15 protein-coding genes and 1 tRNA gene are annotated in these 15,057 nt (G+C 56.7%); 6 read left to right on the forward strand and 10 right to left on the reverse strand.

Going from position 1 to position 15,057, the window contains the following annotated elements; translation table 11 throughout:
- Window positions 1-343 precede the first annotated feature (343 nt).
- A complete protein-coding gene (locus tag AWT75_RS17365) occupies window positions 344-2,554 on the forward strand; it encodes a TonB-dependent receptor (RefSeq protein WP_062790776.1) in 2,211 nt (736 codons plus the stop codon).
- Window positions 2,555-2,935: 381 nt separating this feature from the next.
- Here the strand turns inward: AWT75_RS17365 and AWT75_RS17370 are convergent, their stop codons facing one another.
- The 6 genes from AWT75_RS17370 to rsmI form a co-directional block, all read right to left on the reverse strand.
- Window positions 2,936-4,516 (reverse strand): ATP-binding protein, encoded by a 1,581-nt coding sequence (locus tag AWT75_RS17370; protein ID WP_153013369.1) that lies wholly within the window; start codon window positions 4,514-4,516, stop codon window positions 2,936-2,938.
- Window positions 4,419-5,108 carry a hypothetical protein gene (locus AWT75_RS17375; protein WP_062790780.1) on the reverse strand — a complete coding sequence of 230 codons (690 nt, stop codon included), beginning with the start codon at window positions 5,106-5,108 and terminating at the stop codon, window positions 4,419-4,421. The genes AWT75_RS17370 and AWT75_RS17375 overlap by 98 nt, the downstream gene beginning before the upstream one ends.
- A gap of 49 nt (window positions 5,109-5,157) precedes the next feature.
- Entirely contained in the window at window positions 5,158-5,451 is a 294-nt protein-coding gene (locus AWT75_RS21020) for a WYL domain-containing protein (RefSeq protein WP_082696179.1), read from the reverse strand.
- A 635-nt stretch (window positions 5,452-6,086) separates the two neighbouring features.
- Window positions 6,087-6,431, reverse strand: a complete 345-nt coding sequence (locus tag AWT75_RS17380; RefSeq protein ID WP_062790782.1) for a DUF1484 family protein — start codon at window positions 6,429-6,431, stop codon at window positions 6,087-6,089.
- Window positions 6,432-6,959: 528 nt separating this feature from the next.
- Window positions 6,960-7,044 (reverse strand) — tRNA-Leu (locus AWT75_RS17385).
- Window positions 7,045-7,089: 45 nt separating this feature from the next.
- Window positions 7,090-7,926 (reverse strand): 16S rRNA (cytidine(1402)-2'-O)-methyltransferase, encoded by an 837-nt coding sequence (rsmI, locus tag AWT75_RS17390; RefSeq protein WP_062790784.1) that lies wholly within the window; start codon window positions 7,924-7,926, stop codon window positions 7,090-7,092.
- 93 nt (window positions 7,927-8,019) lie between these two features.
- On the opposite strand from rsmI, the gene AWT75_RS23140 reads away from it, so the two are divergent.
- The 5 genes from AWT75_RS23140 to AWT75_RS17410 are packed head-to-tail and all read left to right on the forward strand — an operon-like array spanning window position 8,020 to window position 10,654.
- Window positions 8,020-8,382, forward strand: coding sequence for a hypothetical protein (locus tag AWT75_RS23140; RefSeq protein WP_239689641.1), 363 nt, complete (start codon window positions 8,020-8,022; stop codon window positions 8,380-8,382).
- Window positions 8,358-9,104 (forward strand): penicillin-binding protein activator, encoded by a 747-nt coding sequence (locus tag AWT75_RS17395; RefSeq protein WP_239689642.1) that lies wholly within the window; start codon window positions 8,358-8,360, stop codon window positions 9,102-9,104. Before AWT75_RS23140 ends, AWT75_RS17395 begins: the two co-directional genes overlap by 25 nt.
- Window positions 9,101-9,445 carry a YraN family protein gene (locus AWT75_RS17400; RefSeq protein WP_197077222.1) on the forward strand — a complete coding sequence of 115 codons (345 nt, stop codon included), beginning with the start codon at window positions 9,101-9,103 and terminating at the stop codon, window positions 9,443-9,445. The genes AWT75_RS17395 and AWT75_RS17400 overlap by 4 nt, the downstream gene beginning before the upstream one ends.
- Before the next feature lie 30 nt (window positions 9,446-9,475).
- Window positions 9,476-10,066 carry a phosphoheptose isomerase gene (locus AWT75_RS17405; protein WP_045847689.1) on the forward strand — a complete coding sequence of 197 codons (591 nt, stop codon included), beginning with the start codon at window positions 9,476-9,478 and terminating at the stop codon, window positions 10,064-10,066.
- Complete coding sequence (locus AWT75_RS17410; protein ID WP_062790786.1) at window positions 10,067-10,654, forward strand: BON domain-containing protein; 588 nt, start codon at window positions 10,067-10,069, stop codon at window positions 10,652-10,654. It begins immediately after the preceding gene.
- Between the two features lie 66 nt (window positions 10,655-10,720).
- On the opposite strand, the gene AWT75_RS17415 is transcribed toward AWT75_RS17410, so the two are convergent.
- The 4 genes from AWT75_RS17415 to AWT75_RS17430 all read right to left on the reverse strand — a co-directional run bounded on the left by AWT75_RS17415 (window position 10,721) and on the right by AWT75_RS17430 (window position 14,653).
- The gene (locus AWT75_RS17415) at window positions 10,721-11,929 is read right to left on the reverse strand and encodes a sensor domain-containing phosphodiesterase (RefSeq protein ID WP_052694166.1); all 1,209 of its coding nucleotides are present in this window, start codon (window positions 11,927-11,929) and stop codon (window positions 10,721-10,723) included.
- 145 nt (window positions 11,930-12,074) lie between these two features.
- Complete coding sequence (locus AWT75_RS17420; RefSeq protein WP_062790788.1) at window positions 12,075-13,013, reverse strand: Tim44 domain-containing protein; 939 nt, start codon at window positions 13,011-13,013, stop codon at window positions 12,075-12,077.
- A 50-nt stretch (window positions 13,014-13,063) separates the two neighbouring features.
- Window positions 13,064-13,765 (reverse strand): tRNA (N6-threonylcarbamoyladenosine(37)-N6)-methyltransferase TrmO, encoded by a 702-nt coding sequence (tsaA, locus tag AWT75_RS17425; RefSeq protein WP_045847693.1) that lies wholly within the window; start codon window positions 13,763-13,765, stop codon window positions 13,064-13,066.
- Window positions 13,766-13,903: 138 nt separating this feature from the next.
- Window positions 13,904-14,653, reverse strand: a complete 750-nt coding sequence (locus tag AWT75_RS17430; RefSeq protein WP_045847694.1) for a GNAT family N-acetyltransferase — start codon at window positions 14,651-14,653, stop codon at window positions 13,904-13,906.
- Window positions 14,654-15,057: the final 404 nt, after the last annotated feature.

The following is a 15,057-nucleotide window of genomic DNA, read 5'->3' on the forward strand; positions in this document are numbered from 1 at the left end:
GTAATGGGCAGGCAATAGGCCAGACTAGCGCATAGTGTACTGACCCGGCCCAGCCCTTGCTATGCCAAACGCAAAGAAAATCACCTGCATTTGCGCATGATCAGCCCATCGCGGCATTCCCCCCGCCAAAGCCTTGCCAATACTGGCCCTGCGACAATTGGTCACATCCCGGATCGCAGCGAAATTGCTACGCTGCACCCCTTGCGGATCAAACCGCCGTTTGTCCGACAGCTGGTCAAGACCTGCGCTATCCCACCCATGCCGGTTTCTTGTCCCCATCGCGCCGGGCCGGGCTCTCCCTGCACCGGTGCATGACCCTTCCGTCATTCATTTGGGAAACAACATGCATTACCAGACCAAGCCGGCCGCCCTGGCCGTCACCCTCGCGCTCGCCGCTCTTGGCCAGCTGGCCAACGCCGCCGACAGCACCGACGTACAGCAAATGCCGGAGGTGGTGGTCCACGGCACGCGGCCGGACAGCCAGGCCAATGGCAGCAGCCTCAGCCCGGCACAACTGGCCGCACAAGCCGCCCGCAGCAGCGACAGCGCCCAGCTGCTGCAAGACATTCCCGGCCTGAACCTGCATGCCGCCGGTGGCTTCTCAAGCCTGCCGGTATTGCGCGGCCTGGCCGACGACCGCCTGCTGGTAAAAACCGATGGTGCCAGCCTGATTGCTTCCTGCCCCAATCACATGAACTCCCCGCTGTCCTATATGGACGCCAGCAAGGTGGACAGCGTGCAGGTATATAACGGCGCGGCCCCGGTCAGCGCCGGGGGCGACAATATCGGCGGGGTGATTGTGGCCAGATCCGCCGCCCCGCAATTTGCCGAGGCAGGCCAGATACTGCAGACCGGCAACGTGGGCGCGTTCTACCGCAGCAATGGCGATGCCCGTGGAGCCAATGCCAGCGCCACCCTGGCCAACGACCATGTCAGCATCCACTACACCGGCTCCACCGCCCGCAGCAACAACTACGACGCCGCCGCCGATTTCAAGAAATCCGGCCTGGCCGCCACCGGCCGCGCCTGGATGGATGGCAAAACGGTAGGCTCCACCGCCTACAAAACCGAAAACCACGAACTGGGCCTGGCCTGGCGCGACAACGACCAGCTGCTGGAAGCCAAGGTGGGCGTGCAACGCACCCCGTACGAAGGCTTTGCCAACCAGCGCATGGACATGACCGACAACAGCAGCAACCAGCTAAACCTGCACTACAACGGCCAGTTTGCCTGGGGCGAGCTGGACGCTCGCCTGTACAGCCAGTATGTGCGCCACAGCATGGACTTTGGCGACGACAAGCAAACCATCTACGGCATCTATAAAGGCATGCCGATGGACTCTGCCAGCCACATCCTGGGCGGCAGCCTGACTGCCGAGCTGGCCCTGAATGCGCGCGACAAACTGAAACTGGGCAGCGAAATCCAGCGCTACAACCTCAACGACTGGTGGCCGGCAGCCGGTGCCACCGGCGGCATGGGCCCCAATACCTTCTGGAACATCAAGGACGGCAACCGCGACCGCGTGGACGCCTTTGCCGAATGGCAGGCGGACTGGACAGCACAATGGCGCAGCATCATCGGCGCACGGCTTAGCCAGGTGAAAAGCAACACCGGCAGCGTAGCGGGCTACAACACCACCGCCTCCTACGCGCCCAATGCCGCCAGCTTCAACGCACAAAACCACGCTCGTACCGACCTCAACCTCGACCTGTCCGCGCTGGCCCGCTACACCCCGGATGACAACGCGCAATACGAACTGGCCTACGCGCAGAAAACCCGCTCGCCCAATCTGTACGAACGCTATACCTGGTCCAGCAACACCATGGCCGCGGTGATGAACAACTTCGCCGGCGACGGCAACGGCTATGTCGGCAACGCCAACCTCAAACCGGAAGTGGCCCACACCCTCAGCAGCAGCGCCAACTGGCACGCCGCCGACGGTGAAGCCTGGCAGCTCAGGCTCAGCCCCTACTACAGCTATGTGGAAAACTACATCGACGCCCAGCGTTACGGCACGGCCAACAACAACCAGACCGCCACCACCGGCTACGTGGTGCTGCAATACGTCAACCAGAACGCCCAGCTATACGGCGTGGATGTCAGCGGCAAGCTGCAACTGGCCAAAACCAGTGGCTTCGGCAGTTTCACTGCCACCGCCCAGCTCAGCTACACCCGTGGCGAAAACCTCACCACTGGCGACAATCTGTACAACATCATGCCGCTCAACGCCAAGCTGGCGCTGGTGAATACGCTGGGGCAATGGACCAGCACCGCCGAATGGCAGGCCGTCCGCGCCAAAACCGACGTCTCCGCCGTGCGCAACGAAGTCAAAACCCCCGGCTACAGCCTGTTCAACCTGCGCACCCGCTATGAAAACAAACGGTTCAGCGTGGACGTGGGCATCGACAATGTGTTCAACCGCTTCTACACCCTGCCGCTGGGCGGCGCCTACACCGGCCAGGGCATGACCATGAGCCGCGCCGGCATCCCCTGGGGCACAGGCGTGGCCGGCCCCGCCCGCTCGCTGTACACCGCTTTCAACCTCAAGTTCTGACCCCGCCTGATTTGGCCGCCTGATGGCGGCCAGAACAACAACACCCCCGGCCATGCACATGGAGCGGGGGTGTTTGCATTGCGAAGGAAGTGGCTAATGCGATGGGGGGCTCTATCGAAGTTTGATCGGAAAGCGAATACAGGTGGTAGTTTTTAGTTTGTGGAAACTCGACTCGTATAAAAATCTGTACACATCGAATCCCGCCTGATCTGAAATCTGAATACCTGTAGGGGAAAATCAGAGTCCTCCGAAAGATATTTAAGTACGATTTTAAAATACTGCTTTTAAAACAAGCGCAAAATATATTTTTTAAGATCCGCCTGCTGGACTATTGCTTAGAAATTTTTTCAGTCTATGACAATTGCCAAGCTTTCTTGCACGTTAATCATGCTTTAAGTTTTTTATTTCATTGTAAAGGTAAATTAGATGGTCAATTGTCAAGTCTAGAATGGGTTCGTACATAAATGAGTTTAAATGTATGTTTGAACTGACTGTTATGCTTACTTTTTCCAAAGAGCGAAGTGCTTGGCTTTCATTTACTAATTCAGTGTATTTTTTAATCAAAAATCCAAATTGATTATTGGAATTGCACCAATAGTCGTTATTATTAGTAATTCTACGTATTTCTCTGATAATAAATTCCTCTGATTTCATTCGTGTTGCCATGGAAAGTAATACTTTATCTTCCAGATTTAATCCGTCATGGCTTGCTTGATTTGATATATTATCGGCTTCTTCGTATAGCAACTCTTTCAGTGGTTTCTTTTCTCCGCTGTATGATGTGCCAAATGTTGAGTTGAAAATTGAAACATAATCATCAACTGTAATTTGATCGGTGTTTTCTTTCCAGTGTAATAAATTCGTGAGAGTTAAATAGTCCGGGTCGGATTCCCCTTTTGTATACTCTATTATGTTTCTTGTGAATGGAATCGTCGCACAAAGTACGGATCGACTTTTTTGGAATTTTTGTTTCATTATTCCTGTGAAGTAATTCTTGATTCCATCAGCTCTTGTTAGTGAAATGCCTAAGGCATTTCTGTTTGCCATTAAGCATCTTCTCCTATTTGTAAAATTATTTGCCAACGCCCTAAAGAAATCAAAATTATGGGTTAGAATGATTTGATAAAAATGTGGAGTGCTGTCGATGTCTTCTAGGTACTGAATGATTGCGTGTTTATTTTTGTAGTCAAAAGAATCTGCAACGTCGTCAATAATAAATAATATATCATTTCCCGTGTTGAGTCTTGACTCAACATCGAAAATAAAGTTCAATAAATATAATGCGCGTTTTTCACCCTGGCTTAGTGTTTTAATCTCAGATCTGTTCCATTCTACTATGTCATTTCCATCTTTGAATGTGAAAAGTAGTCTTGCCTTTTCTTTTCCAAGTACTGCTTGGGCCTGATTGGGAATGGATAGTGTAAATGGCATATCAACAAAGCGATCATTAAACAAGGAAACGGCATGGGCCCATCTAGGGGCCGATTCTTTTGCTTCATTCTCAATTGCCTGAATTTCTTCTTTTGTTTCGTTGCATAGCTTTATATACGACACCGCTTCAGGCATTCCCTGTATGCTGCTGGCTAAAATATCAATTTTAAGCTTGCTTTGATTGCTATGGCTTAAACTACCGAGTAATTCTTCAGTACGACTTGGGTCTAAAGATTCAAACAGACTGGTCAATGCTTGTGTTTGAGCATTTTTTGCCAAGTTGTCTTTTATTTTTTTCAAATTTTCATTTGAATTAATTTCGGCATTTATTGCTGATATTCTTTTATTTAGCTCGCCTTGGTCGATGGAGTCATTGTCGCCATCTAATTTAACTCTATGTCCGCTAGTGAAAAATCCATTTTTATCAAGAGCATTAAATGCAGCATCCGCCTTTGCAGGATTGAAAATACCTTTTTTTGTAAATGGTTCCGGATTTGGTAAAAAGTTCTTGATAACATTTATTAAAATCATTTGCGCTGGATATAAATTCCGGTGTTTTTAATACGTCGGCAGCTTTTGCGTCAAAAAGAATACTATAGGTCAAGTCTTTGACATTGTTACTTAATTCGTGATCTAGAAGAAATTCAATACAGTTCTGGAATGTATTTATCTTGACATCATTGAGAATTGTTCTCTCAACATCTTTTTTTTGAATTCCAGTATTTTTTTGAATCAAAGAAAGTAATTTTGACTTCTGCTTTTCAATGTCGATTAGCAACTCATCGTAACGTTTTTTATGTTGGGGGTTGACTAGTATGTCGGTGAGGCCGGCGGAGTCTTCTTGAATGTCAATTTCGGATTTTAGTACGTAGATAGATTCTGGTTTAATTGGAAGATCGTCAATATAAACATCGTAGGTTGACTTTCTTTTGTATCGTTCTTCTTCGGGCTGTTCACTTTTTGAAAGCTTTTCGAATGTCTTTGTGAATGAGGTTTTCATTAAGCCGTTAGGTGCATATACCGCAATGGTTTTATCACCGCTGAGGCCCTCGCCAAACGAAAATTCATGCTCTAGATTAGTAATTCCATAACAATTTTTAAAATTAATGCGGATTTTTTTCATAATGATCAGTATTTTTTATAAGTAAGAATTATAGATTTGTGCTATATTTTCATGTAACAATGGTAATTTCATAATCCCATGAGCTATGTTTACCTGATGGGAATGGCCGAGGTCCTGGGAATGTTTGTGCAGTAATTTGTAACGCTGAAATTCGCGATAGATCGAAGCGACGCCAGTCTGGTACTGCACCAGATGCGCTACTACCGTCAAGTTGATAACCCAGTACCTGCACCACCCCTTTTGAAACGCCAAGAATATGGGGTTCGATCACTCTGCAGTGCCCACCATATGAGAATTGGATGATTTTTTTCGTTGCAATTGCATCTTTTATGAGCTGTTCCATCAGGATTACATCCTCTGCATAAGTGAAATTTTTTTACGACAAGAATATTTGTTACATCCTGCTGCTCGGCTTTAAAGACGGGGTGCGATCAAAAATACTCCACGAACCGTGTATGCACCCCGCAAAGCCTTGCCAGGCAAGGGTTTCAGTCCCACGGTTTTGCACACGGGTTTTTCTGACATTCCGTGGGTTCCTCTGAATTTTCAATAAAATCAATGCTTTGAAGGGATGTGGTCATCCACGGTTTCCACGCTGTCCCACCGTAAATCGTGAATCAGCGTTTCCTGCCTGTTGCGACTCCGTGGACTGCCCGTCCGGCGTTTCTCTTCCCGACACTAAGCAGCAGAAAGACCCTCTTCGGCATCCAGTTTTTCACAATAAATGTGCTGATGTCATATGTTGGATCAAAAATCAGCCAACAATCTGCTGTTGTATTGGCATGAATCGGACAGTCGTGGAATCGACTAGAGGGAATGCCATGTAGAGCTGGGTGGCATTTGTGCTGACGGGGAAGGTAATGGCTTGCCGCTGGCAAACAGCACACAGCCCTCGCTGGGCGGGCTGTTGGTGGACGGCAGGGGAGATTTGCGAAAAGGACAGGCAACAAAACAGCGCCGCAAGGCGCTGTTTGTTCCTTACAGGAGTTGGCCGATATCGGTGCGGGCGAGGCTGATTTGCTGATGCAGCGGGGTCAGCAGCCCGGCCAACTGGTTGGCTGCCAGCGGCATGTCCTCGGCGTGGTTCAGCAGATCAAGCAGGCATTGCATGCAGTCAGCGGCACGGTCCAGCGTGCAGATGCCATCGGCAATGGTGTGCTGGATGGTCTGGCTCAGGCGGGTCAACTGACTGATGGGTTCGCGCAGCGCGGCGTGCTCCGGCAGGCTGGTCAGGGTTTGCAGGTAGCGGAGTTGGTCTTGAAAGGTGGGCAGCGCCAGATAGGCGGCGGGAACGTCCGGGTTGAGAAGGGGCTGGGTGTTCATGCGCGGGCCTCCTTGTATAAGGATGGCGGGGCGGTAACGGCAATGACAATCGCGGGGGGAGGGTGCAACAGGGCGCGGGAGATGCCTGGCATGGTGATTGCCTCCATAGTGTGCGGTTTGCGTACCGCCATCCACTTCCTACGGTGGGTGGCAGTCCGAACGGGGGTAGGAATACCGGCACTATGGAACCGGCCAGCCCGAAGGCTGCCCCGCCCGGCCCGCCATAGAAGGCAAGACAAGACGCACGGACGCAAAAAGACCGCTTTCGCGGTGGTGTCCGCCATAGTGCTAATCGGGTTCCTACGCCCGGTGCCGCTATTGAACAGCACGCGGCAATTGTTGGGTGGCGGGGTGGGCTTGTCAATACCGGGGAAGGGGATAGCACGGCATGGCTGCGGGCTGAGCCTGCCGGGTTGTGCCGTGTTGCGTTGGTGTCCCGGCAGTGTTCCATGGCAGGATTTTGGCAACAAAAAAGCGCCTTGCGGCGCTGTTTTTGATTCTTGCTGCAATCCTTGTCTGGTAAGGACTTGGTGCCCGGGGTCGGACTCGAACCGACACACCTTGCGGCGGGGGATTTTGAATCCCCTGCGTCTACCGATTTCGCCACCCGGGCATCGCAAGAGGAGGCAAGTCTATCCCATCTGCCGGGGCTTGTAAATCACTCGCCGGCGTCCTTTTTCATTTTCAGCGCGTGGTCATACAGCAGCTTGCGGTTGGCACCGGTAATCTGCGCGGCCAGGGTGGAGGCTTGTTTCATTGGCAGGTCGGCGCTGAGGATGTTCATCACCCGGATGGCTTCTTCCGGTAAACCGGCATTGTCTTCCGCTTGCGGGGCGGCGTCGATGATGAGCACGATTTCGCCGCGCTGCTGGTTGCTGTCGGCCTTTACCCATTCCAGCAGTTCGCCGGCGGGCAGGCTGTGGAAGGTTTCAAAGGTTTTGGTCAGCTCGCGCGCCAGCATCAGGCGGCGGTCCGGCCCCAGTTCGGCCACGATGTCCTGCAGGGTGTCCACAATGCGGTGCGGTGCTTCGTAGCACACCACCAGGTGGTCGGCGCCAAGCCATTGCTGCAAGGTACGCCGGCGTTCGCCGCTTTTGGGCGGCAAAAAGCCGTGAAACAGGAAGGCATTGCTGGTAAAGCCGCTGGCAGACAGGGCGGTAATGACGGCGGATACGCCAGGAATGGGGCGTACCGGGTGACCGGCGGCGCGCACGGCTTCCACCAGCCGCGCGCCGGGGTCGGATACCGCCGGGGTGCCGGCATCGGATACCTGCACCACGATCTGCCCTTCCGCCAGCCAGCGGATGACTTGTTCGGCCATGCTGCGTTCGTTGTGCTCGCGCAGGCTCACCAGCTTGCTGGCGTGAATGCCGTAGGCGGTCAGCAGGCTGCCGGTGACGCGGGTGTCTTCCGCGCAGACCACATCGGCCGCGGTAAAGGCCGCCAGCGCACGTGCGGTAACATCTCCCAGGTTTCCAATGGGAGTGGCCACCACATATAATGTGCCGCGACAGAAACTTTCCCGTGCAGTTTCAAGCAAGTGAGCGAACGAAGTATGCAAAGACTGGCTCCGCTGTTGGTTGGCGTCATGATGACATGGTTGACGGCTGCGCATGCGCAGGCACCGGACTATATCATCCAACTCAATGCTGCGCCGCTCAATAGCGTGGCCGGACAAAGCCCGCGCGCCCAGGCGCAGCCGGCATCCGCCCCTGTAACCCCGGTGGCCAAGCCGCTGGCTGCGCCCGGCAAGCAGGCGGTCCGCCTTAAAATAGGCCTGTTGCTGCCCACCGAGTCCAAATTGCTGGGCGAAGCGGCTGCGGTGGTGCGTAGCGGGGTGGAAGCCGCGCACGATGCCGAGCCGCAAGCTGATGTGGTGGTGATTGATGCCGACGAACACAACGCCGCCCAGCGTTACCGCGAGGCGTGGCCAGTGGCGTCAACGTGGTGATAGGCCCGCTGTCACGCGGCGGTATTGCCGCGGTAGCACCGCATGTGAGCGTGCCCACGCTGGCGCTCAATGCCGTGGGGCGCGATGTGCCGACCAACCCCAGGCTGTTTACCCTGGCCCTGAATGTGGAAGTGGAAGCCCGCCAGATTGCGCGCCTGATGCGTGATGATGGTCGCAGTAATCCGCTGATCATTGCCGATGGCGAGGTATTGTCCAGCCGCCTGAAGCAGGCCTTTGCCGACGAGTGGCGCAGCCAGAGCGGCAAGGACGCGCCGCAGATTGAAGATGACGGCCAGAGCCTGTCCGTGTTGCAGCAGGCCGCCAGCCAGGCCGATGCAGTGTTTCTGGCGGTGGAACCGGCCGAGGCCGCCCGGCTGAAACCGGCCTTGCCGCCGGATCTGCCGGTGTATGCCACCTCGCAAATCAGCACGCGCAGCCCGGACAAGCAGCTGGCCGGGGTGCGTTTCATCGACATGCCGTGGTTCCTGATGCCGCAACACCCGGCGGTGAAGCGTTTTGTCCGGCCGTCCAGCGCGCTTACCCTGCAAACCGAGCGCCTGTATGCACTGGGGATAGATGCCTATCGTCTGGCGCTGTTGCTGGGTACCACGCGCAACCCCGCCAGCATCAAGCTGGATGGCGTCACCGGCGACCTGAAACTGGGCCGTGACCGGGTGTTTGACCGCCAGTTGCCGGTATCGCTGATTGGCGAAGGCGAATAAGGCCGATGAACCGCCAGGGCCAGCAGGCAGAGGAACGCGCGCTGGCCTTCCTGTTGCAGCAAGGTTTGCAGCTGCTGGAACGCAACTGGTTGTGCCGTGGCGGTGAGATAGACCTGATCATGCGTGACGGGCGTTATCTGGTGTTTGTGGAAGTGCGCCACCGGGCCAGCCCGCGTTATGGTGGAGCGGCGTACAGCATTACGCCGGCCAAGCAGAGGAAACTCCTGCATGCGGCCACGGTCTACCTGTCCGATAAGCGAGTAGACGCGCCCTGTCGTTTTGATGCTGTGCTGAGCGAAGGCCAGCAGCCGCTGCAGTGGTTGAAAAACATTTTTGCATAGCAGCCATCCCGCGCTGCTACAAGGAAGAGCATGGACCTGATTGAACGCGTCAACGGACATTTTCTGGAAAGCATTGCCGCCAAGCAGGAGGCAATGGAACTGCTGTCGCCCGCTGTGGCGCTGGCTGCCGAGCGCATGGTCAGCTGCCTGATGAACGAAGGCAAGATCCTGGCCTGCGGCAATGGCGGTTCGGCTGCCGATGCCCAGCACTTTGCTGCTGAAATGCTGGGACGCTTCGAAAAGGAGCGCCCGGGTCTGGCCGCCATTTCGCTGGCGACCGACTCTTCGGCACTCACTGCCATTGGCAATGACTACGATTTCGACATGATTTTTTCCAAGCAGGTGCGTGCGCTGGGGCATACCAACGACCTGTTGCTGGCCATCTCCACCTCGGGCAATTCCGCCAATGTGATTGAAGCCATTTATGCCGCGCACGAACGCGGCATGGGTGTGATTGCCCTCACCGGCAAGGATGGCGGCAAGATCAGCGAAATCCTGTCGCCGGAAGACATCCAGCTGAATGTGCCGGTGCTGCGCACCGCGCGTATTCAGGAAGTGCATATCCTGCTGGTGCATGCCCTGTGCGATGCCATCGATTACATGCTGTTGGGAGGTGAGTAAATGAAACGTACTGTCCTGTCCCTGTTGCTGGCGGCTGCTGTGTCCAGCGCGCTGTCCGGTTGTTTCGCCCTGGCTGCCGGTGGTGTGGCCGGTGGTGCGCTGGTGGCTACCGACCGTCGTTCCAGCGGTGCTTATGTGGACGACCAGAGCATTGAAGCCAAGGTGTCGCACCAGATTGGCGAGAAATTGCCTTCGGCTCATGTCAATACCACCAGCTATAACCGTGCCGTGCTGTTGACCGGTGAAGTGCCGTCGGCCGAGGCCGGCCAGCAGGCCGAGCTGATTGCCCGCGCCATGCCCAATGTGCGCCGTGTGTTCAATTACACCGTGGTGGCTCCGTCTTCCGGCTTCTCCGAGCGCAGCAACGACACCTGGATCACCAGCAAGGTGCGTACCCGCCTGCTGGATGGCAAGGGCTACTCGCCCAACCATATCAAGGTGGTGACCGAACGTGGCGTGGTGTACATGCTGGGTCTGGTTACCCCGGCGGAAGGGCAGGCGGCAGCACAGGTGGTGAGCGAAACCGCCGGGGTGCAAAAGGTGGTGACCCTGTTTGAAAGCATCACCGAAATCACGCCAGTGCAGTAAGTTGTGCTGAAACAGAAAAAGGACCGCATGCGGTCCTTTTTTTATCATGTCTGGCCTGAGTGTGCTTCAGCCGTGGCTGCTGTGCACACGCGGTGCCAGCACATCGGCACACAGCACGTGCATGGCTTCGTCGATTTCAATCGCCATGGACAGGGTGACGCAGGAGCGGGTGTCGGTCATCGACAGGTAAGGCTCGCTCATGTACAGCACGCCGGGCTGGTCGATGGCATGCTGGAAATACGCACGGCGCGACCACACCGCACCGGTGGTATCCGCCAGCGGGGCAAACTTCAGGCTGCTGGCAATGGTGTTGTGACGGCTGTTGAGGTTGCGGCCAATCTGGCGGCCTTCGCTGTCCAGCAAGAAACAGCGGATGACATCGGGCATGGCCAGCATGGGGGTGGCAGCCTGGTCGAACGGGGTGCCCTGCATCAGCGAAATGGCCGATTGCACAAAGGCCTGGCGTGCCAGTTCGATCTGGCGGCGGGTAATCTTGCGCTTGAGCAGGTCGCGCACCATCAGCTCGTCCCAGCGCGAATCCAGCCGTTTGGTGATGATGTCGTCTGCATCCGGGCTGGCGGAGGGGCGGGCCACATAATAGCCCTGTACCAGATCGCAGCCGGACTCCAGCGCCACCAGCACATCGTTTTCGGTTTCAATCCCTTCTTCCACTACCAGTGCACCAATTTCGTGCATCAGCCGCACCAGTCTGGACAGCAGGTTGCGGGTACGTGGCTGGCTGACGGCACTGCGCAGCAAGTCCTTGTCGAATTTCACCAGATCCGGTTCCAGTTGGCAGACCCGGTCCAGGTTGGAATGGCCGACGCCAAAGTCGTCAATGGCAATCAGGAAGCCGGCCTTTTTCAGCAGATTCACGCCTTCGATCAGCGCTTCATCCACTTCCAGCACATGTTCCAGCACTTCCAGCACCACATTGCCCGGCTGCAGGCCGGCTTCGCGAATGGTGTTGGCCAGTGCCATGGCCCGCTCCGGGCGGGACAGCGAGGCGGCATCGACATTCAGGAACAGCCAGTGCGGATGGCTGTGTTCCAGCGCGGCAAAGTGCTGTACATGGGCCTGGCTGACGGCCAGGTCCAGCCCGTGGCGTCGCTCGGGGGACACCATGGCATAAAAGGCCTCGGCCGGTGACAGCGGCAGCTGGTTCTGCTCGGCGCGCAGCAAGGCTTCCACGCCCACGGTACGGCGGTGCGCCAGACTGTAGATGGGCTGGAAATGGCTGCCGAGTATCAGACCGGCATGCTCGAAACGTTTCATTGCAGTACATTCCTTCCTGAGATAGGGCTCTTGCTGGCCCATGAACCCGTTACCTAGCAATCGGCATTCCAGTGTAGAGCATGGCCGGATAATAAAAAACGGGCCCGACCGGGCCCGTTAAGATAATTCGCACAAAAAAGCGGATTTATTCCTGCTGGATACCAGCAACCAGCCATTTACCGCCGGTGCTGCCATCCTTGATGTAGTGCCAGTATTCGCTGAACGGCACTGCCGCGGCATTGACCGACTCGCTCACCGTACCGGAGAAGCGCACGGTGGCAATAAAGCGGCCACCTTCTTCCACGGCTTCGGCCAGCTGGCAGTCCAGCTGCGGGAAGTCAGCCACATCGGTGTTGCTACCGATTTCATTACGCAGGCCTTCGAACAGATCCGGCGTCATGTACTTGCGTACTTCTTCCAGGCTGTCCGGCGTGTTCAGGCTTTGCAGGTGCAGGAAGGTTGCCTTGGCCTGACGCAGGAAGTTCGGGGTTTCCGTACCATCCGGCAGGCGTCCGGGCACTGCACCAGCCATGGCCGGTGCAGCGCCATAGCCAGCCGGCTGACCCAGACCGGAGCCAATCTTGGGAATCGGCTCGAAACGGGCAGCGTCCTGGGCATTGCTGTTGAAGACCGGGCCGTTACCAGCCGGCATCGGGCTGTTCATCGGTGCCTGGCTGGCAGTCTTGCGGCGGAACCACATCAGGCCGCCAATACCCAGCAGGCCCAGCAAGGCCAGCGTGCCCCAGGGAATGCCGGACCCGGCACCTGCGGTATCCACGGCGTTACCCGAAGCATGGTTGTTGTTCATGGCCGAACCCAGCATGTAGCCGGCAGCAGCACCTGCAGCACCCGCTGCAATGGCGGTACCAATGCCAGGGCCCTTCTTGGGCTGGGCTTGCGGCGCAGCCTGCGGAGCAGGTGCCGGAGCCGGCATCGGAGTGGGCTGCTGGTAGCTTTTGGTCGGGGCCGAGCGGCGCATGCCGGCGCTCTTGCCTCCGCCCAGGCGTGCGGCTTCCGCAAACGGTGCCGCCAGGACAGAAACCAGGGTGAAGGCGAGCATGATCGTCTTCGCGCGAGGTGTCATGATTTTATTCTCCAGAGTAAAGGGCTCCGGTGTGACCGGAGCATGTGCGTTTAGTTCGGGGCAAGCGGCTGGATTTCAAGCACGTGAGCATGGTTATCCCGGATGCAAAAGCGGATGTTGTAGTCATAAAGCCGCACGCCGTAGATGCGTTCCGGGTCGTGCTGATAGGCCGGGCGCGGGTCTTGTGCCAGTACTTGTTCAATCAGCTGTGCCAGGCCCGGCGGCGCAGAGGGCAGGGCGGCCAGCTGTTGCAGCGCCGGCTGGCTCCAGCAGATTTCCAGGCTGGGCGGCGGGCCGTCGACAAAGCCGCCGCGTGCTTCCGGGTGGGCTTCCACAAACGGGATATAAGGCTTGATGTCCAGCACCGGCGTGCCATCCAGCAAGTCCGCGCCTTCCAGATGCAGCCACACGCCATGCCCGGTATCGATGCCGCGCAGCGCCACCAGCGACAGGCCCAGCGGATTGGGCCGGTGGGTGGAGCGGCTGGCAAACACGCCTACCTTGGCATTGCCACCCAGCCGTGGCGGGCGTACCAGCGGCTGCCAGCCGCGCTGGGCGGTCTGGTGGAAGACGAAGCTGATCCAGACATGGGAGAAGGCCTCCAGCCCGCGTACCGTGTCGGGGTGATTGAATGGCGGCAACAGCTCGATCTGGATGTCGGCAGCGGGGGCCAGCGCGGGCTGGCGCGGGATGCCGAATTTTTCCTTGTAGGGCGAATGGACGATGCCCACCGGGTGAAATGCGTAGCTCATGGCGGGATTGTAGCCGGGTTCCGGCTGGCTGATCCTGCTTAATCCACCAGACAGAAGCGCTTGGCAAACAGAACAGCCCGGCCGAACGGGGGCTTCGGTCGGGCTGATGACAGCGACAGCGCTGTGCAGGCTGGGGAATCAGCCTACGAAGTGACGGTTATAGCGGCCGGTCAGGCGGCTCATCGGCAGCAGCATGAAGAAGTCTGCGCAGTTGAAGTCCGGGTCCCAGGCCGGTTCACCGCAGATGAAGGCCCCGGCGCGCAGATAGCCCTTGATCAGCGGCGGCATCGGCGAGGAGGGCGCATCGTCGTGAATACGGTCCAGCGGCAGCGGCAGGTGCGGGAACACACGCCATTCGGCCGGGCTGAGGTGGCTGGACTCCAGCTGACGGTACAGGCTGACAGCCTGATGTCCACCATCGGCCAGGCTTACGCTGGCGCAGCCTGCCAGGTAGGCTCCGCCTTTTTTCTGTACGTAGTCGGCCAGGCCGGACCACAGCAGGGCAATCACTCCGCCGCTGCGAAAATCCTTGTGTACGCAAGAGCGGCCCACTTCAATCAGGCTGTCGCGCAGGTTGTCCAGGCGGGTGAGGTCGAATTCGTGTTCGGAATACAAGGACGGGGCGCGGCGTGCCATGTCAGGCGGCAGCATGCGGTAGGTACCCACCACCAGGCCGCTGTTGGCATCTTCCACAATCAGATGGTCACACAGGGCGTCGTACTCGTCGCAATCAATACCCAGGGCTTGCGATGACAGCTCGGCACCCATTTCACCGGCAAATACGTCAAAGCGCAGTTTCTGTGCACGGCGGATGTCTTCGGCCGTTTCTGCTACACGCACGCCCAGTTTCAGCTGGCGGCGGCTACTGATGCTTTCATTCAGTTGCATGACTTACTCCCCTGGCGGATATGCGAACGGGCTTGTTGTATTGATCCGGAATGCTAGCCTTGCTGTGGTGTGCTGCCAGTCAGCCATTTCCGGATACGGGCACGGCAACTCCTTCATTTGGCAGTAGCTTTTCGCTTGGCCGGCCTTGCAACACATGCTAGTGATGGAGTTTGACGCAGACATTTCGCGCATATGACTTGTGGATGACCGGCGTTTGAACTGCCGGTTACAACAGGGGCGAAACAAATCAATGACTTATCATGCAATCGGTTTTGCCGTAGAATAGGCCGTTTTTCCTGCACGCTTCGCCCTGCCTGCCTCTTGCGCACGGGCTTCCGAGTACAGCCGATGATTTATCCCACACAGTTTGACGTGATCGTGGTTGGCGGCGGACACGCCGGCAC

The sequence above is a fragment of the Aquitalea pelogenes genome, from assembly GCF_001515305.1.
Taxonomy (GTDB): domain Bacteria; phylum Pseudomonadota; class Gammaproteobacteria; order Burkholderiales; family Chromobacteriaceae; genus Aquitalea; species Aquitalea pelogenes.

Bases quoted from the DNA above. Each gene is read 5' to 3' on its own strand.
- AWT75_RS17375 (WP_062790780.1), bottom strand. From the start codon at position 5,108: ATGAAAAAAATCCGCATTAATTTTAAAAATTGTTATGGAATTACTAAT.
- AWT75_RS17415 (WP_052694166.1), bottom strand. From the start codon at position 11,929: ATGAAACGTTTCGAGCATGCCGGTCTGATACTCGGCAGCCATTTCCAG.
- tsaA (WP_045847693.1), bottom strand. From the start codon at position 13,765: ATGAGCTACGCATTTCACCCGGTGGGCATCGTCCATTCGCCCTACAAG.
- AWT75_RS17430 (WP_045847694.1), bottom strand. From the start codon at position 14,653: ATGCAACTGAATGAAAGCATCAGTAGCCGCCGCCAGCTGAAACTGGGC.
- AWT75_RS17370 (WP_153013369.1), bottom strand. From the start codon at position 4,516: ATGATTTTAATAAATGTTATCAAGAACTTTTTACCAAATCCGGAACCA.
- AWT75_RS23140 (WP_239689641.1), top strand. From the start codon at position 8,020: ATGATGACATGGTTGACGGCTGCGCATGCGCAGGCACCGGACTATATC.
- AWT75_RS17410 (WP_062790786.1), top strand. From the start codon at position 10,067: ATGAAACGTACTGTCCTGTCCCTGTTGCTGGCGGCTGCTGTGTCCAGC.
- AWT75_RS17365 (WP_062790776.1), top strand. From the start codon at position 344: ATGCATTACCAGACCAAGCCGGCCGCCCTGGCCGTCACCCTCGCGCTC.
- AWT75_RS21020 (WP_082696179.1), bottom strand. From the start codon at position 5,451: ATGGAACAGCTCATAAAAGATGCAATTGCAACGAAAAAAATCATCCAA.
- AWT75_RS17420 (WP_062790788.1), bottom strand. From the start codon at position 13,013: ATGACACCTCGCGCGAAGACGATCATGCTCGCCTTCACCCTGGTTTCT.
- AWT75_RS17405 (WP_045847689.1), top strand. From the start codon at position 9,476: ATGGACCTGATTGAACGCGTCAACGGACATTTTCTGGAAAGCATTGCC.
- AWT75_RS17380 (WP_062790782.1), bottom strand. From the start codon at position 6,431: ATGAACACCCAGCCCCTTCTCAACCCGGACGTTCCCGCCGCCTATCTG.